Annotated in this window: 25 protein-coding genes; 9 read left to right on the top strand and 16 right to left on the bottom strand. The window is 57.6% G+C overall.

The window, feature by feature from the left end; genetic code table 11:
- Positions 1–6: 6 nt before the first annotated feature.
- Both QRN20_RS16925 and argF read right to left on the bottom strand, forming a co-directional pair.
- Positions 7–1,083, bottom strand: a complete 1,077-nt coding sequence (locus QRN20_RS16925) for an ABC transporter ATP-binding protein (RefSeq protein ID WP_058431773.1) — start codon at positions 1,081–1,083, stop codon at positions 7–9.
- Positions 1,080–2,000, bottom strand: coding sequence for an ornithine carbamoyltransferase (gene argF / locus QRN20_RS16920; RefSeq protein ID WP_285360830.1), 921 nt, complete (start codon positions 1,998–2,000; stop codon positions 1,080–1,082). The genes QRN20_RS16925 and argF overlap by 4 nt, the downstream gene beginning before the upstream one ends.
- Before the next feature lie 439 nt (positions 2,001–2,439).
- Here argF and plzR point away from each other — a divergent pair, with 439 nt between their 5' ends.
- The 3 genes from plzR (at position 2,440) to grxD (ending at position 5,388) form a co-directional block, all read left to right on the top strand.
- Positions 2,440–2,733 carry a PlzR type 4 pili assembly inhibitor gene (gene plzR / locus QRN20_RS16915; RefSeq protein WP_025993861.1) on the top strand — a complete coding sequence of 98 codons (294 nt, stop codon included), beginning with the start codon at positions 2,440–2,442 and terminating at the stop codon, positions 2,731–2,733.
- Between the two features lie 131 nt (positions 2,734–2,864).
- On the top strand, positions 2,865–4,973 hold the full coding sequence (locus QRN20_RS16910; RefSeq protein ID WP_029244611.1) for a molybdopterin oxidoreductase family protein: 2,109 nt from the start codon (positions 2,865–2,867) through the stop codon (positions 4,971–4,973).
- An 88-nt stretch (positions 4,974–5,061) separates the two neighbouring features.
- Positions 5,062–5,388: a Grx4 family monothiol glutaredoxin gene (gene grxD / locus QRN20_RS16905; protein ID WP_004881866.1), complete on the top strand. Its 327-nt coding sequence runs from the start codon at positions 5,062–5,064 to the stop codon at positions 5,386–5,388.
- 117 nt (positions 5,389–5,505) lie between these two features.
- On the opposite strand, the gene bfr is transcribed toward grxD, so the two are convergent.
- From bfr to pyrC, 4 genes are all read right to left on the bottom strand, one after another.
- On the bottom strand, positions 5,506–5,976 hold the full coding sequence (gene bfr / locus QRN20_RS16900) for a bacterioferritin (RefSeq protein WP_004881867.1): 471 nt from the start codon (positions 5,974–5,976) through the stop codon (positions 5,506–5,508).
- Between the two features lie 200 nt (positions 5,977–6,176).
- Entirely contained in the window at positions 6,177–6,395 is a 219-nt protein-coding gene (locus QRN20_RS16895) for a bacterioferritin-associated ferredoxin (RefSeq protein ID WP_004881868.1), read from the bottom strand.
- A 194-nt stretch (positions 6,396–6,589) separates the two neighbouring features.
- Positions 6,590–7,270 carry a ribonuclease T gene (rnt, locus tag QRN20_RS16890; RefSeq protein ID WP_004881869.1) on the bottom strand — a complete coding sequence of 227 codons (681 nt, stop codon included), beginning with the start codon at positions 7,268–7,270 and terminating at the stop codon, positions 6,590–6,592.
- Positions 7,267–8,310, bottom strand: a complete 1,044-nt coding sequence (gene pyrC, locus QRN20_RS16885; RefSeq protein ID WP_004881870.1) for a dihydroorotase — start codon at positions 8,308–8,310, stop codon at positions 7,267–7,269. Before pyrC ends, rnt begins: the two co-directional genes overlap by 4 nt.
- 146 nt (positions 8,311–8,456) lie before the next feature.
- Here pyrC and QRN20_RS16880 point away from each other — a divergent pair, with 146 nt between their 5' ends.
- Both QRN20_RS16880 and QRN20_RS16875 read left to right on the top strand, forming a co-directional pair.
- Positions 8,457–9,359 carry an OmpA family protein gene (locus tag QRN20_RS16880; protein ID WP_285360829.1) on the top strand — a complete coding sequence of 301 codons (903 nt, stop codon included), beginning with the start codon at positions 8,457–8,459 and terminating at the stop codon, positions 9,357–9,359.
- 132 nt (positions 9,360–9,491) lie between these two features.
- Positions 9,492–10,709, top strand: coding sequence for an argininosuccinate synthase (locus tag QRN20_RS16875; protein WP_004881872.1), 1,218 nt, complete (start codon positions 9,492–9,494; stop codon positions 10,707–10,709).
- An 81-nt stretch (positions 10,710–10,790) separates the two neighbouring features.
- Here QRN20_RS16875 and QRN20_RS16870 read toward each other — a convergent pair whose 3' ends face one another.
- The 3 genes from QRN20_RS16870 to QRN20_RS16860 all read right to left on the bottom strand — a co-directional run bounded on the left by QRN20_RS16870 (position 10,791) and on the right by QRN20_RS16860 (position 12,381).
- Positions 10,791–11,066 carry a hypothetical protein gene (locus QRN20_RS16870; protein ID WP_057409518.1) on the bottom strand — a complete coding sequence of 92 codons (276 nt, stop codon included), beginning with the start codon at positions 11,064–11,066 and terminating at the stop codon, positions 10,791–10,793.
- Between the two features lie 81 nt (positions 11,067–11,147).
- Positions 11,148–11,585, bottom strand: a complete 438-nt coding sequence (locus QRN20_RS16865; protein WP_058431776.1) for a hypothetical protein — start codon at positions 11,583–11,585, stop codon at positions 11,148–11,150.
- 268 nt (positions 11,586–11,853) lie between these two features.
- Positions 11,854–12,381 carry a hypothetical protein gene (locus QRN20_RS16860; protein WP_029244607.1) on the bottom strand — a complete coding sequence of 176 codons (528 nt, stop codon included), beginning with the start codon at positions 12,379–12,381 and terminating at the stop codon, positions 11,854–11,856.
- A gap of 1,262 nt (positions 12,382–13,643) precedes the next feature.
- Here QRN20_RS16860 and QRN20_RS16855 point away from each other — a divergent pair.
- The gene (locus tag QRN20_RS16855) at positions 13,644–14,270 is read left to right on the top strand and encodes a response regulator transcription factor (RefSeq protein ID WP_004881876.1); all 627 of its coding nucleotides are present in this window, start codon (positions 13,644–13,646) and stop codon (positions 14,268–14,270) included.
- 149 nt (positions 14,271–14,419) lie between these two features.
- Here the strand turns inward: QRN20_RS16855 and QRN20_RS16850 are convergent, their stop codons facing one another.
- From QRN20_RS16850 to metG, 4 genes are all read right to left on the bottom strand, one after another.
- Complete coding sequence (locus QRN20_RS16850) at positions 14,420–14,602, bottom strand: PA3496 family putative envelope integrity protein (RefSeq protein WP_004881877.1); 183 nt, start codon at positions 14,600–14,602, stop codon at positions 14,420–14,422.
- A 105-nt stretch (positions 14,603–14,707) separates the two neighbouring features.
- Positions 14,708–15,346 (bottom strand): endonuclease III, encoded by a 639-nt coding sequence (gene nth / locus QRN20_RS16845; RefSeq protein ID WP_029244606.1) that lies wholly within the window; start codon positions 15,344–15,346, stop codon positions 14,708–14,710.
- A 105-nt stretch (positions 15,347–15,451) separates the two neighbouring features.
- On the bottom strand, positions 15,452–16,492 hold the full coding sequence (gene rsxB, locus QRN20_RS16840) for an electron transport complex subunit RsxB (protein WP_122429708.1): 1,041 nt from the start codon (positions 16,490–16,492) through the stop codon (positions 15,452–15,454).
- A gap of 113 nt (positions 16,493–16,605) precedes the next feature.
- Positions 16,606–18,648: a methionine--tRNA ligase gene (gene metG, locus QRN20_RS16835; RefSeq protein ID WP_122429709.1), complete on the bottom strand. Its 2,043-nt coding sequence runs from the start codon at positions 18,646–18,648 to the stop codon at positions 16,606–16,608.
- 175 nt (positions 18,649–18,823) lie between these two features.
- On the opposite strand from metG, the gene apbC reads away from it, so the two are divergent.
- Positions 18,824–19,918: an iron-sulfur cluster carrier protein ApbC gene (apbC, locus tag QRN20_RS16830; RefSeq protein WP_043306223.1), complete on the top strand. Its 1,095-nt coding sequence runs from the start codon at positions 18,824–18,826 to the stop codon at positions 19,916–19,918.
- A gap of 132 nt (positions 19,919–20,050) precedes the next feature.
- Here the strand turns inward: apbC and QRN20_RS16825 are convergent, their stop codons facing one another.
- On the bottom strand, positions 20,051–20,260 hold the full coding sequence (locus QRN20_RS16825) for a cold-shock protein (RefSeq protein WP_002554837.1): 210 nt from the start codon (positions 20,258–20,260) through the stop codon (positions 20,051–20,053).
- A 319-nt stretch (positions 20,261–20,579) separates the two neighbouring features.
- On the opposite strand from QRN20_RS16825, the gene dcd reads away from it, so the two are divergent.
- The gene (dcd, locus tag QRN20_RS16820) at positions 20,580–21,146 is read left to right on the top strand and encodes a dCTP deaminase (protein ID WP_004881882.1); all 567 of its coding nucleotides are present in this window, start codon (positions 20,580–20,582) and stop codon (positions 21,144–21,146) included.
- Positions 21,147–21,258: 112 nt separating this feature from the next.
- Positions 21,259–21,471 carry a hypothetical protein gene (locus QRN20_RS16815; RefSeq protein ID WP_029243717.1) on the top strand — a complete coding sequence of 71 codons (213 nt, stop codon included), beginning with the start codon at positions 21,259–21,261 and terminating at the stop codon, positions 21,469–21,471.
- Between the two features lie 67 nt (positions 21,472–21,538).
- On the opposite strand, the gene pdeM is transcribed toward QRN20_RS16815, so the two are convergent.
- Entirely contained in the window at positions 21,539–22,195 is a 657-nt protein-coding gene (gene pdeM / locus QRN20_RS16810; RefSeq protein WP_122429710.1) for a ligase-associated DNA damage response endonuclease PdeM, read from the bottom strand.
- A complete protein-coding gene (locus QRN20_RS16805) occupies positions 22,192–24,681 on the bottom strand; it encodes a ligase-associated DNA damage response DEXH box helicase (protein WP_122429711.1) in 2,490 nt (829 codons plus the stop codon). The genes pdeM and QRN20_RS16805 overlap by 4 nt, the downstream gene beginning before the upstream one ends.
- Between the last annotated feature and the right edge of the window lie 269 nt (positions 24,682–24,950).

Below are 24,950 nucleotides of genomic sequence, written 5' to 3'. Positions count from 1 at the left end.
GACGACTCAGCCATTGACCGCATGTGTGGCGACACTGCCGGGCGCGGCAAACAGCACCAGATGATCGGCGGCGACCTGAATGCCGACCTGCTCGCCGGTCAGGTGATCGGCGTGGCTGGGGAAAATCGCTTCAAGCTGGCTGCCGGTCGGCAATTGCAGGCGATACAGGGTTGATGCGCCCTGAAAGGTTCGACCGATGACCCGCGCCTTCAGCGCGCTTTGCGGTGCATGAACAATGTCGTCCGGGCGCAACAGCACGTCCACTGCGCTGCCACTGACGCCCGGATAAGCCCTGTTGCCGCGCAAAACACCCAGTTCGGTCTGCACCGATTCGTGGTCGATCATCTGACCGCGAATGAAATACCCCTGGCCAATGAAGCTGGCGACAAAGGGGGTCTGCGGCTCGTGGTACAGGTTATAGGGCGTATCCCATTGCTCCAGCCGGCCTTCCTTGAAAACACCGACGTGATCGCTGACCGCGAAGGCTTCTTCCTGATCATGGGTCACCAGAATGGCGCTGGTGCCGCGAGCCTTGAGGATATCGCGCACCTCATGGCTCAGGCGCCTGCGCAATTCGCCGTCCAGATTGGAAAACGGCTCATCGAGCAGCAGCAACTGCGGCTCCGGTGCCAGCGCCCGGGCGAGAGCGACGCGTTGCTGCTGCCCGCCGGACAGTTCGTGCGGATAGCGTTTACCCAGTCCGGCGAGATTGACGAGCTCCAGAAGCTCAGCCGTCACCTTTTCACGGCGCGGATGCTTGCGGATGCCGAAGGCGATATTGTCAGCGACGCTCAGGTGGGGGAACAGGGCGTAGTCCTGAAACACCATGCCGATGCGGCGCTTTTCCGGTGCCAGCGTCCACCCCGGACGGGAGATCACTTCGCCCGCCAGCGTGATTTCGCCCGCATGGATCGGTTCGAAACCGGCAATTGCGCGCAATGTCGTGGTCTTGCCGCAGCCTGAAGAGCCCAGCAGGCAGCCGATGTCACCAGCGTTGAGGTGCAGATTCAGATCCTGCACCACACGCTGGTTGTCATAGCCGCACGCCAGATTGCGCAGGTTCAGCAGCAAGGCCTGAGTCATGCTGGCTGACAGGATGGCGCGACGAGAAATTCCAGCAGCGCCTTCTGCGCATGCAGACGGTTTTCCGCCTGATCCCACGCCACAGAACGCTGATCGTCCAGCAGATCGACGCTGATTTCCTCACCCCGGTGGGCTGGCAGGCAATGCATGAACAGCACGTCTTTATCAGCGAGGTCGAGCAGCGCGCGCGTTACCTGGAACGGTGCGAACAGGGCCATGCGCTTGGCGGTTTCCTCTTCCTGGCCCATCGAGGTCCAGACATCGGTGCTCACCAGATGCGCGCCTTCGACCGCTGCCTTCGGGTCACGAACAATCGTCACGCGATCCCCGGCCAGCGCCATGAATTCGGGATTGGGCTCGTAACCCAGCGGGGAGGCAACGCGCAAATGGAAGTCGAACCGGATCGCCGCTTCTATATAGCTGTTGCACATGTTGTTGCCGTCACCGATCCACGCCACGGTCTTGCCCTTGATCGAGCCACGATGCTCGAGAAAGGTCTGCATGTCGGCCAGCAACTGGCACGGGTGCAGGTCATCGGACAGACCGTTGATCACCGGCACACGGGAATTGGCAGCGAACTCCACCAGATTGCTGTGGGCATAGGTACGGATCATGACCGCGTCGAGCATGCGGGACATGACCTTTGCGCTGTCGGCAACCGGCTCGCCACGGCCCAGTTGCGTGTCGCGATGGGACAAAAAGATGGCCTGGCCGCCTAGCTGGATCATGCCGGCTTCGAAGGAAAGACGGGTACGTGTCGAGGATTTTTCAAAAATCATCCCCAGCACCCGGTTCTTCAGGGGTTCAAAAAGCACGCCGCGATTTCGCAGGTCTTTGAGCTCTACGCCACGACGGATCAGGCCCAGCAGTTCGTCTGGGGTGTAATCCATCATCGAGAGAAAGTGCCTGGCGTTCATGATTAACTACCTTTTTTGCAACAGACCGCAGTGTTTCAAAGCCGGGTTTTATCGAGAAAACGGGCGAACACTGCGGCGAAAGCCGCGCGAGGCGACGAATAAGAGAGGCGCGATAGTATAAAAAAATGTCGCGTCTTACCAATAGCATGCTTTATTTTGGATAGCGGTGTGAATCGGGGTGCCGTGCTTCAGGCTTTATATTAAATCCTGCATCGCGCTGAAAACGGACTACTCTGGAGCAGGCCTTTAGCCATCGCTTCGCTGTCCAAAGGCAGCATTTGTACACTGCCCAAAGCGGGATTGGCAATTAGTACCAATCCTGCAACAGTCCGGCAGCGAATGCGACGTGCTTCACGCGCCTTGAATAATGACCGTTTCCTAAACAACGGCCGTAGGTTATAAAGCCTCGTTGGTATCATCATTGATTGGGAGATCGGGAATGGATTCTAAAGAGCGTCAACTAACGGAATTGCTCGGGCTGACTGCCCGTACCTTGACCCACCTCACCGCATCCATGACCTCCATGTCCTTTGAACTGTTGCGTAGCGAAGACGAAGTCACGCGCACCGCCGGACGCCGCATGATCGATCGCATGGCGACCATCAGCTCGGGGCTCGATGAGCACTGGCGTCTGATCGGCGACCTGACCGGCGTGCACCTGGCCCAGGAACAGATCGAAACCGTGACCGAAATCCAGCTGCAGCGCAAGGTTGTCACACCGATCGGCGGTTGACCGACGAAGCATCCGTCGGCCTGATGGCCCCTGATTCATGATGCGAAGCCGAGTGGCGAAGGCCGTCTACACGCACCATAGTGATTGTTCCGCAATCGATCGGATTGCCACGACACCACTATGAGGCTGCGATGACCCGGACCGAACACCACCGTGCCTGTCATCTGTGTGAGGCCATTTGCGGCCTGACTATCGAAACCACGCTTGAGCCTGACGCGACGCGCAGAATCACTTCGATCAAGGGTGATCCGCTCGACAGCTTCAGCCGCGGCCACATTTGCCCCAAGGCCGTTGCGCTGCAAGACATCCAGAATGACCCTGATCGTCTGCGCCAGCCCATGCTGCGTTCAGGTGATCAATGGCAGCCGATTGCCTGGCAGGACGCGTTCGAGCTGGTAGCCGAGCGACTGGCAGCCATCCAGCAACGCGATGGTCAGAATGCCGTGGCGGTCTATCAGGGCAACCCTAGCGTTCATAACTATGGGTTGATGACCCACAGCAATTACTTTCTCGGTCTGCTCAAGACGCGCAATCGCTTTTCCGCAACGTCTGTGGACCAGTTGCCCCATCACCTGACCAGTTTTCTGATGTACGGCCACGGCATGCTGCTGCCGATTCCGGACATCGATCACACCGATTTCATGCTGATCCTGGGCGGCAATCCGCTGGCTTCGAATGGCAGCATCATGACCGTCCCCGACGTTGAAAAACGGTTGAAGGCCATACAGAAGCGCGGCGGAAAGGTTGTGGTTGTCGACCCGCGACGCAGCGAGACCGCCGCCATTGCCGATCAGCACCTGTTCGTGCGCCCCGGCGGCGACGCTGGATTGCTGTTCGGGTTGCTTCATACGCTGTTCGAAGAAGGTCTGACCCGTGACAGCCATTTGCCTGTCGATGGACTCGATCAGGTGCGGGAGGCCATTTCCGATTTCAGTGCCGAGGCCATGAGTCTGCGCTGTGGCATCGACGCGCAACAGATCCGTCAGCTGGCCAGGGATTTCGCAGCCGCCGAGACAGCTGTCTGCTACGGACGCATGGGTGTTTCGACCCAGGCATTCGGGACCCTGTGCCATTGGCTGGTGCAGCTCATCAATCTGGTGACCGGCAACCTTGACCGCGTCGGTGGCGTGCTCTGCACCCAGCCTGCGGTGGACATCGTGGGCTCTACGTCGGGTGGCCATTTCAATCGCTGGCAGAGCCGCGTGTCCGGTCTGCCTGAATACGGCGGCGAGCTGCCGGTCTCGGCGCTGGCCGAGGAGATGCTGCATGAAGGGGAGGGGCGGGTGCGTGCGCTGGTGACGGTTGCAGGCAACCCGGTGTTGTCGACGCCGAACGGGCGCCAGCTTGAAAGAGCCCTTGAAGGGCTGGAGTTCATGGTCAGCATCGACCTGTATATCAATGAAACCACTCGCTATGCCGATCTGATTCTGCCGTCCACCTCCGCGCTGGAGAATGACCACTACGACACGACCTTCAATACTCTCGCGGTGCGCAACGTCACCCGCTTCAATCGAGCGATCTTCGACAAGCCCGAAGGCGCACTGCATGACTGGGAAATCTTCGTCGGCCTGGCCAGGGCATTTGCCGCCAGGACGCAGAAAGACCTGAAGCCGACCCTGCCGCCCGCGCAGATGATCGATCATGGCCTGCGCAGCGGGCGTTATGGCGATGCATCAGTTCACAAGCTTTCGCTGGCGACGCTGGACAATCATCCCCACGGTCTTGATCTGGGAGCGCTGCAACCGAACCTCAGCGAGCGCCTGAAGACCGCCAACGGCCATGTTCAGGCAGCGCCCGACGTCATCATGGCCGACCTGGCCCGCTTCAGAGCCGCCCCCGTGCCGCAGCCGGACCAATTGTTGTTGATCGGACGTCGCCACGTGCGCAGCAACAATTCCTGGATGCACAATTATCATCGGTTGGTGAAGGGCAAGCCGCGTCATCAGTTACTGATGCATCCCGACGACTTGAGCCGTCGAGGTCTGAACGACGGGCAGCAGGTGCGCGTCAGCTCGCGGGTCGGCATGATCGAGGTTGAGGTCGTGGGCAGTCTGGACATGATGCCCGGTGTGGTCAGCCTGCCTCACGGCTGGGGCCACGCACGTGCCGGTGTGCGCATGGAAATTGCGCGGAATCAGCCCGGTGTCAGCGCCAATGACCTGACTGACGAGCGTCAGCTGGATGTGCTTTCCGGCAACGCGGCGCTGAATGGCGTACCGGTGCAGGTCGCTGCGTGTTGAGGTTCAAGACAGAGCGTCTGACTCGGGATTCCGTTACAATGCGCCACCGTGCCGACAACTGAGTCGGAAAATTCAGCCGAGGTGCTTCATGGATATCATCGAAACGATCAAAGAGCAGATTGCCAACAACACCATTCTGCTTTACATGAAAGGCGCTCCAAACGCGCCACAGTGCGGCTTTTCGGCCAAGGCTTCCCAGGCGTTGATGGCGTGCGGCGAAAAATTCGCTTACGTCGACATCCTGCAGAACCCCGAAATCCGCGCCAATCTGCCCAAGTACGCCAACTGGCCGACCTTCCCACAACTGTGGGTTGCCGGTGAACTGGTTGGCGGCAGCGACATCATCACCGAGATGATGGCTGACGGCTCGCTTCAAGAGCTGGTCAAGACTGCGTCGGCCGCCAAGGCCGAGTAAGACGGTGATTTGATGGATCGGTAGCACTACGCGCCGGTTCATCAAGCCGTTCTACAGACAAGAAAAAGCCCGCTCTCCAATGGAGGCGGGCTTTTTTCGTATCAGCGGATCGACGTATCAGTCGCCCATCTGCGACTGCAGGTAATTTTCGATACCCACTTTGTCGATCAGACCCAGCTGGGTTTCCAGCCAGTCGATGTGCTCTTCCTTGGGCTCGAGGATGTCTTCCAGCAGCTCACGGCTGCCAAAGTCGCCAACGGTTTCAAAGTGAGCGATGGCGGCTTTCAGATCAGCCAGGCCTTTCTGTTCGATCTTGAGGTCACACTCCAGCATTTCCTTGGTGTGCTCGCCGATCAGGATCTTGCCCAGGTCCTGCAGGTTAGGCAGGCCTTCCAGAAACAGGATGCGCTTGATGACCTTGTCAGCATGCTTCATCGCGTCGATGGACTCGTGATACTCATGCGCACCGAGCTTTTTCAGACCCCAGTCTTCATACATGCGTGCATGCAGAAAGTACTGGTTGATGGCGACCAGCTCGTTACCGAGGATCTTGTTGAGATGCTGGATGACTGTAATGTCGCCTTTCATGTTCGTGGTCCTGCCGATGGCTTGTGTATATAAGCCGCGAGTGTGAGCTGCACGCGAATGTCTGTCAAACCTAAGTTATTGAATAATAAGTGAATTTAAATAGGAATAAGAATGTTTGAGTTCCGCATCTTGACGCTAAGCGATTGAATTACAGGCATAAAAAAACCGGACATCGAGTCCGGTTCTTTGAAATAGGGTAATCAGGCCGCAGTAAATTCTGTCGTATAGGCCAGGGCAGCGTGGCTGCTTTGAAGCTCGGTCAGGGTGTCACGCACCACTTCCTTCGCCAGGCAGGCACATTTCCCACACTTACTTGCAACACCCAGCGTCTCGCGAACTTCGCGATAACTGCAGCAGCCCTCCAGAATTGCTTCCCGGATTTGACCGTCAGTAACACCTTGGCAGAGACAAACATACATAAGCTATGGACCATCGCTGGTTTATGGCTGGGTGGTCCGGAGCTTAATGGTAATGAGAATGCTTGTCAAAACTGTTTTAGGTTCGATTCAGGTAGGGCGATGAGTGGTAAATCCCGGAAGCTTATCGCCTGTTTTTCTGCACGACAGGCATGAAAAAACCGGCACTGGGCCGGTCTGTTCATAAGCGGGGTGACTCAGTCGTCGAAGTCTTCCCAGCCGCCCATTTCCTTCCAGCGGTTGACGATGCCGCAGAACAGCTCTGCCGTCTTTTCCGTGTCGTAGCGGGCCGAGTGAGCTTCGCGGCCGTCGAAGTCGATACCGGCAGCCTGACAGGCTTTGGCCAGCACGGTCTGACCGTAGGCCAGGCCCGCAAGCGTTGCCGTATCGAAGCTTGAGAACGGGTGAAACGGATTGCGTTTCATGTCCAGGCGCGCGACGGCTGCGTTGAGGAAGCCCAGATCGAAGCTGGCGTTGTGGCCGACCAGCACCGCGCGCTTGCAGCCGTTGGCCTTGAGGGCCTTGCGCACGCCGCGGAAGATATCGTTCAGGGCGGTTTCTTCGCTGACTGCCATGCGCAACGGGTGATCAAGCTTGATGCCGGTGAACTCCAGCGCAGCTGCTTCGATGTTGGCGCCTTCGAAGGGCTCTACGCGGAAGAAATGAGTGTGCTCCGGGAACACGAATCCTCTTTCATCCATGCCGATGGTGACTGCCGCAATTTCCAGCAGCGCATCGGTGGCCGAATTGAAGCCGCCGGTTTCTACGTCGATGACGACCGGCAGGTAGCCGCGAAAGCGGGCCGCCATCGGGTGACGCGATCCAACACCGCCACCACCATGACCTTCCGGTTCGTCGTCGAAATGATCTTCACTCACGCGTTTTCCTCCAGGCGCCAGTGCAGTTTTTCACCTGCACGCAGCGGTATTACGGACAACTCGCCAAACGGCAGGCTGGCAGGGGCGGTCCACTCTTCACGCACCAGCGTGATGGTGTCCTGGTTGGCAGGCAGGCCGTAGAACGCCGGACCGTGAAGGCTGGCGAAGCCCTCCAGTTTGTCCAGCGCGTTACGTTGCTCGAAGGCTTCTGCGTACATTTCGATAGCGGCGTAAGCGGTGTAGCAACCGGCGCAGCCACATGCCGCTTCCTTGGCGTGTTGCGCATGCGGAGCGGAATCGGTGCCCAGAAAGAACTTGCCGTTGCCACTGGTGGCAGCATCCAGCAGGGACGTCTGGTGAGTGTTGCGCTTGAGGATCGGCAGGCAATAGAAGTGCGGGCGAATGCCACCGACCAGCATGTGATTGCGGTTATAAAGCAGGTGATGCGCGGTGATGGTCGCCGCAACATTGGCCGATGCTTCGTTGACGAACTGCACGGCCTCGCCAGTGGTGATGTGTTCGAACACCACTTTCAGTGCCGGGAAACGCTCGACGACGCGACGCAGGTGCTCGTCGATAAAGACTTTTTCGCGATCGAATACGTCGATCTCGCCACGTGTGACCTCGCCGTGCACCAGCAGCAGCATGCCGACTTCGGCCATGGCTTCAAGGGCAGGGAAGATCCTGTCGATGCTGGTCACGCCCGAATCGGAGTTGGTCGTGGCGCCGGCCGGATACAGCTTGGCGGCGTGGACGAAACCGCTGGCCTTGGCCGTGCGAATGTCTTCGGGCGTTGTCTGGTCGGTGAGGTAAAGCACCATCAACGGCTCGAAGCGGCTGCCGGCCGGGCGTGCAGCGAGAATGCGCTGACGATAGGCATCGGCCTGCTGCGCATTGCGAACGGGCGGCACGAGGTTGGGCATGATGATTGCGCGGCCAAAGGTGCGCGCTACGTCAGCGACGGTATGGGGCAAAACAGCTCCGTCACGGAGATGGATGTGCCAGTCGTCGGGACGCAGAAGGGTCAGGCGGTCAGACATTGGGGATTCCAGGCGGGTCAAACTCGCAGGGAATGCTACCGGAAAAGACTCTCTCAGGCACTCGCTATCAAGTTTTGTAGGAAGTTACCGATAGCCCGACATAGAAACCGTATTTCGTTTCGCGATCATTTCAAGTGGAGCCTCCCGTGCGCCAGCGATATCTAGCCCTGCTCAGCGTGTTCGCCAGCCTTCCAGCGATGGCTGTCAATTTCCAGACGCGTCTGGAAAGCATCGAATGGAAAGTCGAAGGCGATCAGTTCGAGTGCCGTCTGACTCAACCCATCACCGACTTCGGTGTGGGTGAGTTCGTGCGCCGCGCGGGTGAGCAGGCCACATTCCGGCTCAAGGCTTCCTACAATATGCTGGGTAACGGTTCCGCCACGCTGTTGGCCGCTGCGGCACCGTGGCAGCCAGGCCGTGGCGATATCAATCTAGGGTCGGTGCGCGTCAGCAATGGCGAAATACCGTTCAACACCTCTCACGCTCAGGCCGGACGTCTGATCAACGGCCTGATGGAAGGGCGCACGCCGTTGATTCGTCATTATTCCCGTGACGGCGGACAGATGGAGGTGCGTCTGCTGCCGGTCAAGTTCAGCAAGGCCTTCACTGAATATCAGGCCTGCACTGCCAAGCTGCTGCCGATGAATTTCGATCAGGTCAAACAGGCCGAAGTCGGCTTTCCCGGTGGCGGGATCGAACTGGACGCTGCCGCGAAAGCCCGGCTGGACAACATGGTTGCCTATCTGAAGGCAGACCCGACGGTCAACCACGTCGAACTGGACGGGCATTCTGACAACAGCGGCAATCGCCTGACCAACCGCGACCTGTCACGTCGTCGCGCACTGGCGGTCATGGATTACCTGAAAGCCCAGGGCATTCCAGAGCAGCAGATCACTCTGCGCTTTCATGGCGAGCGGTATCCACTCGCCCCCAACACCAACAATGCCAACCGCGCCCGTAACCGTCGTGTGAACGTGCACCTTGAACGCGTAGCGCCTGAAGAACGGCCGGTTCCAGTGGCGTCGGCGAGCGCTGCGCATACCTCCTGAGAGACCTCTCCTTTCTGTCGCGAGGCTGACAAAACCTGTCGCCTCGTCGTCAGAAGCTGTCGCGCCCCTGTAAATTTCCTGCTTTGAACGGTAGAATCGTCGGTTTTCCGTACAACGCGGTGGAGTGATGGCATGGCGGACGTAAACAAGGTAGTTCTCGCGTATTCCGGTGGTCTGGATACTTCGGTAATCCTCAAGTGGCTGCAGGACACGTACAACTGCGAAGTGGTGACTTTCACCGCTGACCTGGGTCAGGGCGAGGAAGTTGAGCCTGCACGCGCCAAGGCGCAGGCCATGGGCGTCAAGGAAATCTACATCGACGACCTGCGCGAAGAATTCGTTCGCGACTTCGTGTTCCCGATGTTCCGTGCCAACACCGTCTATGAAGGCGAGTACCTGCTGGGTACTTCCATCGCCCGTCCGCTGATCGCCAAGCGTCTGATCGAGATCGCCAACGAAACCGGCGCTGACGCCATTTCCCACGGCGCAACCGGCAAAGGCAACGACCAGGTGCGTTTCGAACTGGGTGCCTATGCACTCAAGCCAGGCGTGAAAGTGATCGCTCCATGGCGTGAATGGGATCTTCTGTCGCGCGAGAAACTGATGGACTATGCCGAGAAGCATGGCATTCCAATCGAGCGTCACGGCAAGAAAAAGTCCCCGTACTCCATGGACGCCAACCTGCTGCACATCTCCTATGAAGGTGGCGTGCTGGAGGACACCTGGACCGAGCACGAAGAAGACATGTGGCGTTGGACCAAGTCTCCAGAGGACGCGCCGAACGTCGCGACCTATCTGGAACTGACCTACCGCAACGGCGACATCGTCGCGCTGGACGGCGTTGAAATGACCCCGGCGACCGTACTGGCCACCCTGAACCGCATCGGCGGCGAAAATGGTATCGGTCGTCTGGACATCGTGGAAAACCGTTACGTGGGCATGAAGTCCCGTGGCTGCTACGAGACGCCTGGCGGCACCATCATGTTGCGCGCCCACCGTGCGATCGAGTCGATCACCCTGGACCGCGAAGTCGCTCACCTCAAGGATGAGCTGATGGCCAAGTACGCCAGCCTGATCTACACCGGCTACTGGTGGAGCCCTGAGCGTCTGATGCTGCAACAGATGATCGATGCGTCCCAGGCTCACGTGAACGGTGTTGTGCGCCTGAAGCTGTACAAGGGCAATGTGATCGTTACCGGCCGCAAGTCCGACGATTCCCTGTTCGACGCCAACATCGCGACGTTTGAAGACGACGCTGGTGCCTACGATCAGGCTGACGCTGCAGGCTTCATCAAGCTCAACGCCCTGCGGATGCGTATCGCCGCAAACAAAGGCCGCAAGCTGTTCTGATGCGGTCTCTCGCTTGAAAATGCAGCCCTTTCGAGGGCTGCATTCTGATATGTCTACCGAACCTTCAGTCGGTGCAGGCGTTCAATGCCTGGTTTCTCCTGTCTTGGGCGATTTCCCACCTTTGTTTCCATTGGCCGCTTTTTGTTCGCCTCCGCAGCTTTTCGAAAGCACATAAGGTGAGCTCAAAAAGTTGATCAACTCCTTTTTCTTCAGGCTGTAACGATTAAGCAATAGGGAAAGCTTTCTTTCCAATGCCAATTCGTCTGCCAGTCGACCGTCTTTTCTGAAACGCTCAAGTTTTTGCAGTTGCTGGTCGAGCTGTTTTTCGATGTATCGATACTCTTTTAATTCCGACATGGTCTATGCCTCATAAGTGTTAAATCGAAATCGCTTCCAGTGCCTGACGAATGGGTCCCACTGTCACGTGTAGCCGTTCAGTTAATGGCGCCGTTTCCAGACAGACGAGATATGACTTTCTTGAACAAGCTTGCCGACAATGCGAAACCTGTTTGAAGTCCGGTGTCCGTTTCGCCTCCTTTGCGATTCGCTGTGCGGTCTGTCAAAGTCATCAGTGGGGTTGTACGGTGTACACGCAGTGCCGACAGGTTCGTTACAACGCCTGCAGAACAGCGCTCCAACAATCGGGAAGTCGGGATTGACTGAGCGGTAGGGAGGATAAAGCGCCTTGCGGTTGAAGTTGATGGTCAGAAAGAACATGACAACCAGTGACGACGGAAAGACAATCAAAAACCAGACATAAACGTGTCGGTCTTCATTATTCAGGTAAGGCAGTACGGCAGTAGCCGAGGCTTCCGATAGACCGGCAAACAATGCGATGATGCTGATAGGGTTCATGATTCGGGCAAGGTGGGGCATGGACAGTCTCCTGTAAAAAGAGGTGTACGCAAATGGATAATTGCATCATGGCAATCACTTTCTTTTCGGGGATGAGCAATCGGTTTTTGCGCCATTCAAATTGATGCACTTTAAGTATTTTCTACTCGGTTCGGCCCGTCGGGTGCGTTACCTATGTATTGTTAATGTCTATGTCCGCTATCACCCGGATGATGGCGTGGATGGACTCCTGACAATGAAGGCGTTTCGATCCACCGCGGGCGGGCGCCTGTCGCGTGGCCAGCGGCGTCTAGGGTATGTCCGGGTTTCGCTCCTGCCTCAATTCAAGTCGATACGCTTTACCGATGTTCAAGACCTGGCGCAGACTCAAATCAAGAACGTGCGCAATCTCGGACACGGTATAGCCAAGGCTGTAATAGTGCATGACATGACCGGCTACCACGTCGTCAATGTCTGTTGCCTCATGTCGCCTTTCACGTTCCCTGTGTTCGACGGGGCGGCTGCAGTTTATTTTAACGCCATGATCAATGGCCAACTTGCGTATGTCTTTCCTGTTCATCCTGAGTGAATACTGAAGAGAAGAAAACCCGGCACCTTTGGCGACCAGACTTTTCAACAGCGCCACTTTGGACACGACGTCTGCTTCAGTCTCTACGACGGGATTGTTGTCAGCCTTCACGCCACGCGTGGTGTCTGCCGTTTCATCGTCAGGTATTATCGCGATCACACCGCCGTTGGCGACGAATGCCTCCACTGCCGAAATCAAGTCGAGACCGGTCGGGTCTTTTGACGTGGCTCGTGAAAATTTCTTGTTCATGGCAAATCCTTTTTGAACATGGTTATACACATGACCGCACTCAGCGAGTTACAAGACGCGTGTGGGTGTCGTCAAGGCGCTGATGTTGCGGATAGGCCCTATCCATGTCGCTCAGTTGTCTTCAACTTTCAATAAACGGAATTTATATATGTAGTGTGAAGTGTCATTAATGAGGAATTGTGTGACGTCTGCAGTAGTAGTGCAGGGGCTTCATCATCCTTTTAATGAGTTTGCTCTTAAAAAAGTAACGACTGGTAATAAGATTTGCAAGTGAAAAAGCGGCGCTTTACATGAATCCAATTGGGCATTCAGTCAGTGTCTTACATGCGTTCTGATGCCGTCTGTGAGTTTTGTAGTATTTTTCCTCTTCGATGCTTTTGCTATGGCGTTGAGCAAAAATATAGTATTAGCTTTCTGTCGAATGAGCCATTTTCGATGTGAAAGGCAAGAGAAGTACTAAAGTTTTTGTAAGAAATGGCGATGGCATCTGTTTATGTGATTTACTGTCGGCTATCGGTAAAGGCATGTGACGTTAGAGGAGACGGGTCAGGGAGGCCTGGGTAGAGGTAGTAGGAGTGTGTAGGACGTTTCTGGATTTAATGTAGGCTCTCCCTCTAAACATATATATATACAAAAAGATCATTTTTTTGTGTGATTTTCAACAGAGTCAGGACATTGCCCTGGAGATGAGGGTAGGCCTGGCGGAGCAGGGTTCGAAGAGTAGTGTTCTGTTACATCCAGTCTCACTGCTTTCAACCGAAAGACACTCTGGCTCGGAAGCCGGGAACAGATGCTATCGTCATGCTTGAAATCGACGGCCGTAAAAGGGTTCGGCACGTTGCAAGCGCAAGCGTTTTCAGAAGACAAAAATCTAAGGAGAAATGCATCTGCCCCTGGATGATGGCACTGCGCTGGTTCAGGGGCATCTTACGGCGACCCGTACGGATTGGTTTTAATTGAAGTGACGCTCAAATCAGTCAGTAATCGATTAACGGTCGGGTTCGCTATACATCCTGTCCGGTACGCAGGTGCTCTATTCCGCTGCTCCGGCTAGTCATACTGTTATCGAATTCCGATAAGGAAGGCTCTGTGAAAAAGATAAGAAAGAGCTCGTTCGTCTCGAGTTTTGTAGGAATATTCCGCAGTAAATGTATGAACGGTCTTTGGGTGTTGGTACTCGGGGGGGAGCGCCATGCAAAGCACTAAACGACTAAGCTATTGTGCTGACTCTGAAAATTCGAATAGCGAAAATTGGACTGCCCATGAATAAAGTGCTGATCGTGGATGATCATCCTGTCATTCGCCTTGCTGTACGCATGCTGATGGAGCGTCATGGCTATGAGGTCATTGCGGAGACAGACAATGGAGTGGACGCACTGCAACTGGCCCGTGAGCATCTGCCTGATATTGTCATCCTCGACATAGGTATCCCCAAACTCGACGGCCTCGAAGTCATCGCTCGGCTGTCTGCCATGACCCTGCCATTCAAGGTCCTGATCCTGACGTCACAGGCTCCCGGTCACTTTTCCATGCGTTGCATGCAGGCAGGTGCCGCCGGCTATGTCTGCAAGCAGCAGGATCTGACCGAGTTATTGAGTGCCATCAAGGCGGTGTTGTCGGGCTACAGCTATTTTCCCAACCAGGCACTGCACACGGTTCGATCCAGCATGGGCAACGCCAGTGAGTCGGAAATGGTTGATCGCCTGTCCGGGCGTGAAATGATGGTTCTGCAGCAATTGGCGAGAGGCAAGACCAACAAGGAAATTGCCGATGGCATGTTTCTGAGCAACAAGACTGTGAGTACCTACAAGACTCGACTGCTGCTCAAGCTCAATGCGCACTCGCTTGTCGATCTGATCGAACTGGCGCAGCGGAATGGACTGGTATGAGGTGGCGCAGGGCGGGTATCCAGCCAATAATGCTGGCGGACATCGAGCGTTGACATCTATCGGGAATTCACGGAAATAAAGCCTCTCTTCGCGAGGGGCTTTCACGCCATCACGTTAAACCCGGTGGGCTGCCTTGCCCGCTGAGAGCGCTACAGATCGAAATCGTAGTCCGCCAACTGTTTTTGCAAGCGACGTTCTTCCAGAAGATTGTCGATGGTGCGCCGTTTGCTCAAATTGGTCTTTGCTGGCTCCACGGCTACCTGCTCGACTTCGTCCGCATCAACAGCGACGAAATCATCCTCGACGTCTAATTGCTCTTTGCCAGTACTCATGAAGTGACTCCAGGCTTCGGCTCTATTGGCGCTCCTTATATCGACAAAGCTGTGGCGGGTAAAAAAGATTTTTTCAATCGATTCACTCGCTGGAATCTATCTGGATCAATCGTCAGAGGTTTTGAATTTGTAGTCGCAAAGGTCTTCAATGCGGCAACTCCCGCAGCGGGGCTTGCGCGCCTGGCATACGTAGCGGCCGTGCAGGATAAGCCAGTGATGCGCATCCAGCAGGTAATGCCTGGGCACAAACTTCATCAGTTGCTTTTCGACCTCTACAACGTTCTTGCCGGGCGCGATGCCGGTTCGGTTGCTGACCCGAAAGATGTGGGTGTCTACGGCCATCGCCACCTGACGGAATGCAGTGTTGAGCACTACGTTCGCGGTCTTGCGTCCTACACCGGGCAGCGCTTCAAGGGCTTCGCGGGTCTCGGGGACTTCACCGTTGTGCCGTTCCATGAGCAGGCGGCAGGTTTCGATGACGTTCTTGGCCTTGCTGTTATACAGACCAATGGTCTTGATGTATTCGGACAGTCCATCGACACCGAGTGCATGAATTGCCTCGGGTGTGTTGGCGACAGGGTACAGCCGGGCGGTCGCCTTGTTGACGCTCACGTCGGTTGCCTGTGCCGACAGAATCACCGATATCAGCAACTCGAACGGCGTGGTGTAGGCCAACTCGGTTTTGGGGTCCGGGTTGTCCTCGTGAAGCCTGCGGAAAATTTCGAGGCGTTTTGCGGCATTCATGGGCGAAGCGTTTCCTTGGGGCAGGTCATGAGGTAAGCACGGGTGTCGGCGCGGTAATGTGTCACTGTATTGCTCAAGTTGCCAAACCTGAGCATCGCTGTTATTTCAGGTTGATGGGTCCTGAGACCGTGCGAGTGCCTGTTCTGCTGACGCAAGCGCCTGAGCGGCCAGCGTCAAGGCTTGTTCCAGGCTTGCCAGTTGTTCTGGCAGAGCGTCGGCCGCCTGCGCTTTCTTGAGGTTCGCGTGCGCCATCGCCTGTTGGATCCTGGCACGCGTCACTGCACTTGCATCGAGCTTCGCGATTGGCCGGGTCGGTTCCACATCCTGTGTCGACAAAAGCTTTTCCAGTGTCCGCTCTGCGGCTTCATATTCCTGCTGCAGCACCACGAGGCGTGCGGCTTGTTCGGCGATAGGCGGGTGACCAAACGCCTTGAAGGATTTATTCAATTGAGCACGGCTCATGGCAACGGCGGCTCGCGCCTTTTTGAGTGCTTCATCGCCCGTACCCGTTTTGGCCGTCTGCACCCGCAGCATTGCGGCTGAGGATGCCTCTGAACCTGACGCAGACTTTTGCGAGCGCGCCAGGCGCTCTGCATGCCGCCGCTCCTGCTCGCGCTGCAACCGTGCATTGCGCGATTCGAATCGCTGACGGGCGTGATCGCGCTTGCGCAAACGAGCCTGTTGCTGCTGCGCATCAAGCGTCACGTCGCCCACAATCGGAATGACATCCATGGGGATGATCTGCGCCAAAGGCAATGGATGCATATCGATGCAGTCCACAGGGCAGGGCGCCACGCACAAATCGCAGCCTGTGCACTCGTCGACGATCACCGTGTGCATCAGTTTGGCGGCTCCGACAATCGCGTCGACCGGGCAGGCCTGAATGCATTTCGTGCAGCCAATGCATTCGGCTTCGCGAATGAAGGCGACCTGGGCAGGTGCCGATCCGCGTTCGGTGTCCAGCGGCAAAACCGGAACCGCCAGCAGGCTGGCCAGCTGAGCAATGGTCTCATCACCACCGGGTGGGCATTTATTGATTGCTTCGCCACTGGCGATGCCCTGCGCATAAGGCTTGCAACCGGGGTGCCCGCACTTGCCGCACTGTGTCTGCGGAAGAAGGGCGTCAATGTGCTGGATCAGGTTCATGCGATTGCCGATAGGACCAGACTGTAGCGAGTAGAGGTCAGGAGATCATTCTTGCGGATATGCAAAAGCCCGGCATCCGTAAACGATCAGCGGATACCGGGCTTTGCGGGGTGTTACTTGATGCGCTGGCCGGGCTTGGCGCCGCTGTCCGGGCTGAGCAGGTAGATTTCTTCGCCGCCGGGACCTGCCGCCATCACCATGCCTTCCGAAATGCCGAAGCGCATTTTGCGGGGCTTGAGGTTGGCGATCATCATGGTCAGGCGACCTTCCAGCTCGCTCGGGTTCGGGTAAGCGCTCTTGATGCCGGAGAACACATTGCGCTGCTCGTCACCGATATCGAGTGTCAGACGCAGCAGTTTGTCCGCGCCTTCCACGTGTTCGGCCTTGAGGATTAATGCGACGCGAAGGTCCACTGCCGCGAATGCATCGAAATCGATTTCCGCGCAAAGAGGATCCTTGGCCAGTTCGCCGTTACCCTGGGGCGCTGTATCAGTCGCGCTCGCAGTCAGATCTTCCTTGGATGCAGCTGTCATGGCTTCCACCTTGACCGGATCGATCCGGGTCATCAGGGCCGAGAACGGATTGAGCTGATGGTCGACCAGCAGTGTCTTGTGATCATCCCAGGTCAGCGGTGCGACGTTGAGGAACGCCTCGGCGTCGGCCGCCAGCTTCGGCAGCACCGGTTTGAGGAAGATCACCAGCTGGCGGAACAGGTTGATGCCCAATGCGCAGACGGCCTGCACTTCGTCCTGCTTGCCTTCCTGCTTGGCCAGCGCCCAGGGCGCCTTTTCGGCAATGTAGGCATTGGCGCGGTCGGCCAGGGCCATGGTTTCGCGCATGGCGCGGGCGAAATCGCGGGCTTCGTAAGCATCAGCGATGCTCGGCGCGGCAGCCAGGAAGGCGTCGGTCAGTTCCGGCGCGGCATTGGCAGACACCATGACACCGGCATTGCCCTTGTGAATGAAGCCGGCACAACGGCTGGCGATGTTCACGACCTTGCCGATCAGGTCCGAATTGACCTTCTGGATGAAGTCTTCCAGGTTGAGGTCCAGGTCATCTACGCCACGGCCCAGTTTCGAGGCGTAGTAATAGCGCAGGTACTCAGGGGACAGGTGATCAAGGTAGGTGCGTGCCTTGATGAATGTGCCACGGGATTTGGACATCTTCTGACCATTGACGGTCAGGTAGCCATGGACATTGATGGCGGTCGGCTTGCGCAGCCCTGCGCCTTCCAGCATGGCGGGCCAGAACAGGGCGTGGAAATTGACGATGTCCTTGCCGATGAAATGGTACAACTCGGTAGTCGCGTCCTTGGCCCAATAGGCATCGAAGTCCAGATCCGGACGGCGTGCGCACAGGTTCTTGAAGCTGGCCATGTAGCCGATCGGTGCGTCCAGCCAGACATAGAAGTATTTGCCCGGCTCGTCAGGAATCTCGAAACCGAAGTACGGCGCATCGCGGGAGATGTCCCACTGTTGCAGGCCACTGTCCAGCCATTCGGCGATCTTGTTGGCGACGGCGTCCTGCAGTGTTCCGCTGCGTGTCCAGCCCTTGAGCATGGCGTCGAAGGCGGGCAGGTCGAAGAAGAAGTGCTTGGAATCCTTGAGCACGGGCGTCGCGCCGGAAATCGCCGATTTCGGGTCTTTCAGGTCGGTGGGCGCATAGGTGGCGCCGCACTTTTCGCAATTGTCGCCGTACTGGTCTTCGGTGCCACATTTCGGACAGGTGCCCTTGATGAAGCGGTCGGCCAGGAACATCTTCTTTTCAGGATCGAAGTACTGCGTGATCGAGCGCGTTGCGATATGCCCGGCATCGCGCAGACGGGTGTAGATCATGCTCGACAGCTCGCGGTTTTCGTCCGAGTGCGTCGAGTGGAAGTTGTCGAAATCCACCAGGAAGTCGGCGAAGTCGGCGCTGTGCTGGGCCTTGACGTTGGCGATCAGCTGTTCAGGCGTGATGCCTTCCTTTTCGGCGCGCAGCATGATTGCCGAGCCGTGGGCATCGTCTGCGCAAACATAGGTGCACTGGTTGCCGCGGTGCTTCTGGAACCGCACCCACATGTCGGTCTGGATGTACTCGAGCATGTGGCCAAGGTGGATGGAACCATTGGCATAGGGCAGGGCGCTGGTAACGAGAATCTTGCGTGGCTCGGACATTGGGCTCGGCTACTTGAATTGGAACGGAGGTCGGCCACTATAAAGGTCTGAGCAATTTTTTTCACCTCGTGCCGCTGTGGGAATGCGCCCGGATGTGCAGCGAAACCATGTCGGCACACGACAGAACAGGTAGGATAGCCGCCTGTTTTAGTCAGTCTTTTTTCGGAGCGAGCCCATGAGCGCTGTCAATCGCGCGACGGTGGAGACGATTCTTCGCCAGTACACCGACCCTTATCTGAATCAGGACCCGCTCAGCGCTGGTTGCGTGCGGGCCATCGACATCGACGGATCACACGTCACCCTGCGGCTTGAGCTGGGCTATGCCGCTGACCTGTTCAAGAACGGCTGGGCGCATGTGTTGAAGACCGCGATCGAGAATATCGACGGGGTTTCGGCAGCGAAAGTCGAAATCGATACCGTGATCAGCGCCCACAAGGCGCAGAGTCAGATCCCGGGTCTGGCCAATGTGAAGAATATTGTGGCTGTTGCCTCGGGCAAGGGCGGTGTCGGTAAATCCACCACGGCAGCCAACCTGGCGCTGGCGCTGTCTCGCGAAGGTGCGCGGGTGGGCATTCTCGATGCGGACATCTATGGCCCGAGCCAAGGCGTGATGTTCGGTATCCCCGAAGGTACGCGGCCGAAGATCAAGGACCAGAAATGGTTCGTGCCGATCGAGGCGCACGGTATCGAAGTCATGTCGATGGCGTTCCTCACAGACGACAACACGCCGATGGTGTGGCGCGGTCCGATGGTTTCGGGCGCCTTGCTGCAACTCGTTACCCAGACTGCCTGGAATGACCTGGATTATCTGATTATCGACATGCCGCCAGGTACCGGTGACATCCAGCTGACGCTGGCGCAGAAAGTCCCGGTGGCTGGCGCCGTCATCGTTACCACGCCGCAGGATCTTGCCTTGCTGGATGCGCGTAAGGGCGTCGAGATGTTCCGCAAGGTCAATATTCCGGTGTTGGGTGTCGTGGAAAACATGGCAGTGCACATCTGCTCGAATTGCGGACACGCCGAGCATCTGTTCGGTGAGGGTGGGGGAGAGAAGCTGGCGTCGCAGTACGACGTCGAGTTGCTGGCCTCATTGCCGTTGTCAATGCTGATTCGCGAGCAGGCCGATGGCGGCAAGCCGACAGCGATTGCCGAGCCGGAGAGTCAGATTGCGATGGTGTATCAGGAATTGGCTCGCCATGTCGGCGCGCGGATCGTTTTGCAGGAAGCGGCCAGTCCGGCGATGCCGACGATCTCTGTCAGTGACGACTGATCGGTAAGAAAATATAGAGTGTGGGTCGGCCTGTTCGGCCCCATTCAAGTCGGCAGCCAAGCCTTTGCTCGAATCGCAGGCAATAAAAAACCCCGCTTTTGAGGGCGGGGTTTTTAAGCGAATCAGTACAAGTTAGATAACTTGAACTTCTTCAGCTTGCATGCCTTTCTGACCGCGGGTAGCGATGAAAGAAACCTGTTGGCCTTCTTTCAGGCTTTTGAAGCCGTCGGATTGGATAGCTTTGAAGTGCACGAACAGGTCGTCACCGGATTGTGGAGTGATGAAGCCGAAGCCTTTTTCATCGTTGAACCACTTAACGGTACCAGTTTGGCGATTGGACATAGTATATCTCCTTGGACAAAGTTAACTGCGGCGTAGGAAGAGCCCTGGCCGAGACTGAGTGCAAAGAGCTGGAAAATTCATGGAGATGGTTGGATCGAAATTCAACATCGTGTAGAGATTCTCAGTGACACAAGCAACACAGTGACGCCACCTTAACCCTTTTTGTCGGACGTGCCAATGGTCTATTGATGATTATTTCCATTCGCTTCGAAACGGCGGCCCAGGTCTCGCCAGCTATGCATATGTTGCCTTTGAACACGTGGCGCAGGCCCGGTAAGATGCCCAACATCTTTTTCACCTCGCAAATCAGGACATCGCCATGAGCATCAAATCGGACAAGTGGATTCGCCGCATGGCGCAGGAACACGGCATGATCGAGCCCTTCGTCGAGCGTCAGATGCGTGGCGAAGGTGCCAACCGGCTGATCTCCTTTGGTGTGTCGAGCTACGGCTACGATGTGCGTTGCGCCGACGAATTCAAGGTCTTCACCAACATCAATTCGGCCACTGTCGATCCGAAAAACTTCGATGAAAAAAGTTTTGTCGACATCAAGAGTGACGTCTGCATCATTCCGCCCAACTCGTTCGCACTGGCTCGCACCGTCGAATATTTCCGGATTCCGCGCAACGTCCTGACCATCTGTCTGGGAAAAAGCACCTACGCGCGCTGCGGGATTATCGTCAACGTGACGCCGCTCGAGCCTGAGTGGGAAGGCCACGTGACGCTGGAGTTCTCCAACACCACGACGTTGCCCGCGAAGATCTACGCCAACGAAGGCGTGGCACAGATGCTGTTTCTGGAGTCGGACGAAGAGTGTGAGGTTTCCTACAAGGACCGTGGCGGCAAGTACCAGGGCCAGCGTGGCGTCACACTGCCACGCACCTGATTTTGCCGTTGTTTCCTGGCCCTGAATGGAATTAATGTTCGTTTTCGCACTCTATTGCCTCACATGCATTCGTTTACAGTTGTAGGCGAAGGCCATTGATCAGGAGTGACCTATGAAGACAACGTTCAAAACCTCTGAACAGGAAACATCTCCTCCACTCAACGAGATCGGCCTGCTGGCCTGGTCTCTGATGGCTCACACAGAGCTGAACATGGTGGGAGGCGGTGTTCCGGGGCAACCGGATCCTGATACTCCGTTCCCGCAACCTGCGGAGCCCGGTGAACCTACCTTGCCGGATGAGCCGCCACCCGCGCCTGTAGCCTGATTCCTGAACGCCCGCTGCCTTTCGACAGGCAGCGGGCGTTTTTCGTTTTCAAGCCATTTGACTCGCCTCAGGCCACACGCCAGATCGCGCCGTCGCCGATCACATAAATGGTCGTGCCGATGGCTGGCTGAATATTGAATCCGCCCGTGAACTCCCCGAACGCTGGCAGCAGACTGATTCGCTCGCCCAAGTAGAAACACGCCAGCCGCAGGCTCTGTCGCCCTCGTCCGTGCAACCGGTAGACCGGGTGAACGTGCCCGGCCAGAACGTGATGAGTCGCATGCGGGTCCGGTTCATGCTGCAAGGCGAACGGGCCGAGCAGCAGCGGTTCCGGTACTACATCGATGTTCAGGCTGGATGGCGGATCTCCAGCGCGCTTGTCGTGGTTGCCGCGGATCAAGGTGATCTTCAGTCCTGACCTGCGTTCTCTCCACTCGTGCAGCGTACTGAGCGTACTCAGCGCGTGGGATTCGGGAGCGTGCAGAAAATCGCCAAGAAAGATCAGGTGTTCGCAGCGATACTCATCCAGTAATTGATCCAGACGTCGCAGGTTCTCCTGGGTCGTGCCATGCGGCACAGGCTGGCCCAGTTTGCGGTAGGCCGCTGCCTTGCCAAAGTGGGCGTCGGCGATCAGCAGGGCGTGTTCGGCCGGGTAATAGATGGCCTTGTCTGCCAGCAACCATAACTCCTCGTCTGCCAGCGTGATGGCCATGCAGGGTTTCATCGTTCAGGCTCCGGCCCTGCGGCTTTTTCGAGGTCGCGCACCATGCGAGCAATGCGGTCGGCCAGTTTTTCCGAGCTGAGGCTTTCGCGAAAGCGCTCCACCAGCAACGGAAACGCCAGCGGGGTGGCACGCTTGATCGTATGCAGATCGAGCCTGCGGCTGTTGATCTGGCGCAGGGTCTCTTCCAGCCGGACCAGATCCAGCTCCTGGCGCAGCACTTCCTGCTCCGCTTGAGTCAGCAGCATGTTGCCGGCGTCGTACTGTTTGAAGACCTCGAAAAACAGCCCGCTGGAGGCCTGCAATTGACGGTTGCTCTTGGCCGCGCCGGGATAGCCTGAAAACACCAGGCCCGAGATGCGAGCGATTTCCCGAAAGCGTCTCAGCGCCAGTTCGCCCGCGTTGAGGCTGGCGATGATGTCAGCCATCAGATCGACTTCCGAAAACAGATCGTCATCGAGCACCTGCGCCCAATCAAGCTCGCTGGCACTCAGCAGTTCCAGCCCGTAATCATTGACGGCTATCGAAAACGTCAGCGGCTGGTGTCGGCTCAGACGCCAGGCCAGCAGGCTCGCCAGCCCCAGGTGCACATGGCGCCCGGCGAACGGATAGAGAAACAGATGCCAGCCCTCGCGGGACTTGAGCGTCTCGGCCAGCAGCGTGTCGCGTTGCGGCAATCCGGACCACTGGCGCTGCACTTCCAGCAGTGGTTTGACGGCCTGCATCTCGGGACTTTCGAAACGGCCATGCGCGGCAGCGTCGAATTTCTCCACCACAGCGTCCGCCAGCTCGCTGGACAGCGGCATACGCCCGCCATTCCAGCGCGGCACGGCGGCTTTCTTGCCGGTGGCGCGTTTTACGTAGGCGGTCATGTTCTCGACCCTGACCAGCTCCAGCAGCCGACCTGCGAACAGAAAGCCATCGCCGGGCTTGAGGCGGGCGATGAAGCCTTCTTCGACGCTGCCAAGCGAACCGCCGCCGCCACCTTTCTTCCAGTACTTGAGGTTGATTGTGGCGTCGCTGACGATGGTGCCGACGCTCATTCGGTGGCGACGTGCGAGTCGCGCATCGGGCACGCGCCAGATGCCGTGTTCGTCCGGCTCGGCGCGGCGGTAGTCTGGATAGGCGGTGAGTGAGTGGCCGCCATTGCGCACGAAGGCCAGCGCCCACTGCCACTGCTCGTCGCTCAGGTCCCGGTACGCCCAGGCGGTGCGCACTTCCGCCAACAACTCATCCGGCACAAAGCCTCCGCCCAGCGCCACGCTGACCAGATGCTGCACCAGCACATCCAACGGTTGGTGAGGCGATTCTCTTGGCTCGATCATTCGCGCCGCTACGGCGTCATGGGCGGCGGCCGCTTCCACCAGTTCGAGGCTGTGGGTTGGCACCAGCGTGACGCGCGAAGGGCGGCCAGGCGCGTGCCCCGAGCGGCCGGCACGTTGCATCAGACGTGCAACACCTTTGGGGGAGCCGATCTGCAGCACGCGCTCTACGGGCAGGAAGTCCACACCCAGGTCCAGGCTGGAAGTGCATACCACAGCCTTGAGCGAGCCTTCTTTCAATGCCCGTTCTACCCAGTCACGTACTTCGCGGGCCAGTGAGCCGTGATGCAGGGCGATCAGTCCTGCCCAGTCCGGGCGTGCTTCGAGCAGCGCCTGATACCAGACTTCCGACTGTGCGCGAGTGTTAGTGAACAGCAGGCAACTGGCGCTTTTCTCTACCTCTGCAACCACCTGCGGCAGCATGCGCAGGCCCATGTGTCCGGCCCACGGGAAACGTTCAATGGACGGCGGCAGGAGCGTATCGACCTGCAGCTGTTTGACGACCTTGCCTTGAACCGTGACGCCGCCTTCGCCCAGCAACACCTCCTGCGCGTGCTGCTGATTACCGAGCGTGGCCGAAATGCCCCACACGATCAGTTGCGGATTCCATTGGCGCAAACGGGCGAGCGCCAGTTGCAGCTGAACGCCGCGCTTGTTGCCGATGAGCTCATGCCACTCGTCCACGACGACCATGCGCAACGTGGAAAGCGTCGGCTGGGCGTCGGCGCGGGTCAACAGGAGGGTCAGGCTTTCAGGCGTGGTGATCAGGGCCGATGGCAGACGACGTCCTTGCCGGGCGCGTTCGCTGCTGCTGGTGTCGCCGGTGCGCAGACCCACAGACCAGTTGATGTCCAGCTCGCCCAACGGAGCTTCCAGTGCACGTGCGGTGTCCGCAGCCAGTGCGCGCATGGGCGTGATCCACATGACGCTCAATGGCGCGGCGGGCGGCTTTTTCTTGCGGGGTTTGTCTTCGGGCGGGGTTTTGGTAGTGGCGAAGCGGTTAAGGGCTGCGAACCACACCGCGTAAGTCTTGCCCGAGCCGGTGCTGGCATGCAGCAGGCCGGACTCGCCCTGTTTCACGGCTGCCCAGACTTCCTTTTGAAACGCGAACGCCTTCCAGCCTCGGGCCCGAAACCATCGCTGAGCGAAATCGTTGGGTCTGCTCATGCGGTTGAAGATGCTCTGAAGGGCGATAGTTCAGAGACAGCGGGAAAAGGGTAATAGTTTTAAACGGTTATGTATGGCGTGACGCAGCTGGACGCGGAGGGTCTCGAAAGGCGTTTCCACGCAGAGCTCTCATCGTTATACACAAGTCCGCAAGACGCGCAAAACGGGCGCCAAGACGAAAGTGACTGACTGTATGCATACCCCGTGGGAGGCGGCAAGACTCGGGTATAACGCTGAGCACAAGCATGGGCATGATCGGCGTGCTTGAG

Origin of the sequence: Pseudomonas sp. fls2-241-TYG-175, assembly GCF_030209155.1 — a bacterium.
Classification (GTDB): Bacteria; Pseudomonadota; Gammaproteobacteria; order Pseudomonadales; family Pseudomonadaceae; genus Aquipseudomonas; species Aquipseudomonas viridiflava.
This window is presented reverse-complemented; position numbering and strand designations above follow the sequence as displayed.

Bases quoted from the DNA above. Each gene is read 5' to 3' on its own strand.
- QRN20_RS16805 (WP_122429711.1), bottom strand. From the start codon at position 24,681: ATGAGCAGACCCAACGATTTCGCTCAGCGATGGTTTCGGGCCCGAGGC.
- QRN20_RS16850 (WP_004881877.1), bottom strand. From the start codon at position 14,602: ATGAGTACTGGCAAAGAGCAATTAGACGTCGAGGATGATTTCGTCGCT.
- QRN20_RS16815 (WP_029243717.1), top strand. From the start codon at position 21,259: ATGAAGACAACGTTCAAAACCTCTGAACAGGAAACATCTCCTCCACTC.
- QRN20_RS16910 (WP_029244611.1), top strand. From the start codon at position 2,865: ATGACCCGGACCGAACACCACCGTGCCTGTCATCTGTGTGAGGCCATT.
- QRN20_RS16825 (WP_002554837.1), bottom strand. From the start codon at position 20,260: ATGTCCAATCGCCAAACTGGTACCGTTAAGTGGTTCAACGATGAAAAA.
- dcd (WP_004881882.1), top strand. From the start codon at position 20,580: ATGAGCATCAAATCGGACAAGTGGATTCGCCGCATGGCGCAGGAACAC.
- apbC (WP_043306223.1), top strand. From the start codon at position 18,824: ATGAGCGCTGTCAATCGCGCGACGGTGGAGACGATTCTTCGCCAGTAC.
- bfr (WP_004881867.1), bottom strand. From the start codon at position 5,976: ATGAAAGGCGACATTACAGTCATCCAGCATCTCAACAAGATCCTCGGT.
- QRN20_RS16870 (WP_057409518.1), bottom strand. From the start codon at position 11,066: ATGTCGGAATTAAAAGAGTATCGATACATCGAAAAACAGCTCGACCAG.
- QRN20_RS16925 (WP_058431773.1), bottom strand. From the start codon at position 1,083: ATGACTCAGGCCTTGCTGCTGAACCTGCGCAATCTGGCGTGCGGCTAT.
- plzR (WP_025993861.1), top strand. From the start codon at position 2,440: ATGGATTCTAAAGAGCGTCAACTAACGGAATTGCTCGGGCTGACTGCC.
- rsxB (WP_122429708.1), bottom strand. From the start codon at position 16,492: ATGAACCTGATCCAGCACATTGACGCCCTTCTTCCGCAGACACAGTGC.
- QRN20_RS16860 (WP_029244607.1), bottom strand. From the start codon at position 12,381: ATGAACAAGAAATTTTCACGAGCCACGTCAAAAGACCCGACCGGTCTC.
- QRN20_RS16865 (WP_058431776.1), bottom strand. From the start codon at position 11,585: ATGCCCCACCTTGCCCGAATCATGAACCCTATCAGCATCATCGCATTG.
- metG (WP_122429709.1), bottom strand. From the start codon at position 18,648: ATGTCCGAGCCACGCAAGATTCTCGTTACCAGCGCCCTGCCCTATGCC.
- pyrC (WP_004881870.1), bottom strand. From the start codon at position 8,310: ATGTCTGACCGCCTGACCCTTCTGCGTCCCGACGACTGGCACATCCAT.
- argF (WP_285360830.1), bottom strand. From the start codon at position 2,000: ATGAACGCCAGGCACTTTCTCTCGATGATGGATTACACCCCAGACGAA.
- QRN20_RS16875 (WP_004881872.1), top strand. From the start codon at position 9,492: ATGGCGGACGTAAACAAGGTAGTTCTCGCGTATTCCGGTGGTCTGGAT.
- grxD (WP_004881866.1), top strand. From the start codon at position 5,062: ATGGATATCATCGAAACGATCAAAGAGCAGATTGCCAACAACACCATT.
- pdeM (WP_122429710.1), bottom strand. From the start codon at position 22,195: ATGAAACCCTGCATGGCCATCACGCTGGCAGACGAGGAGTTATGGTTG.
- QRN20_RS16895 (WP_004881868.1), bottom strand. From the start codon at position 6,395: ATGTATGTTTGTCTCTGCCAAGGTGTTACTGACGGTCAAATCCGGGAA.
- QRN20_RS16855 (WP_004881876.1), top strand. From the start codon at position 13,644: ATGAATAAAGTGCTGATCGTGGATGATCATCCTGTCATTCGCCTTGCT.
- nth (WP_029244606.1), bottom strand. From the start codon at position 15,346: ATGAATGCCGCAAAACGCCTCGAAATTTTCCGCAGGCTTCACGAGGAC.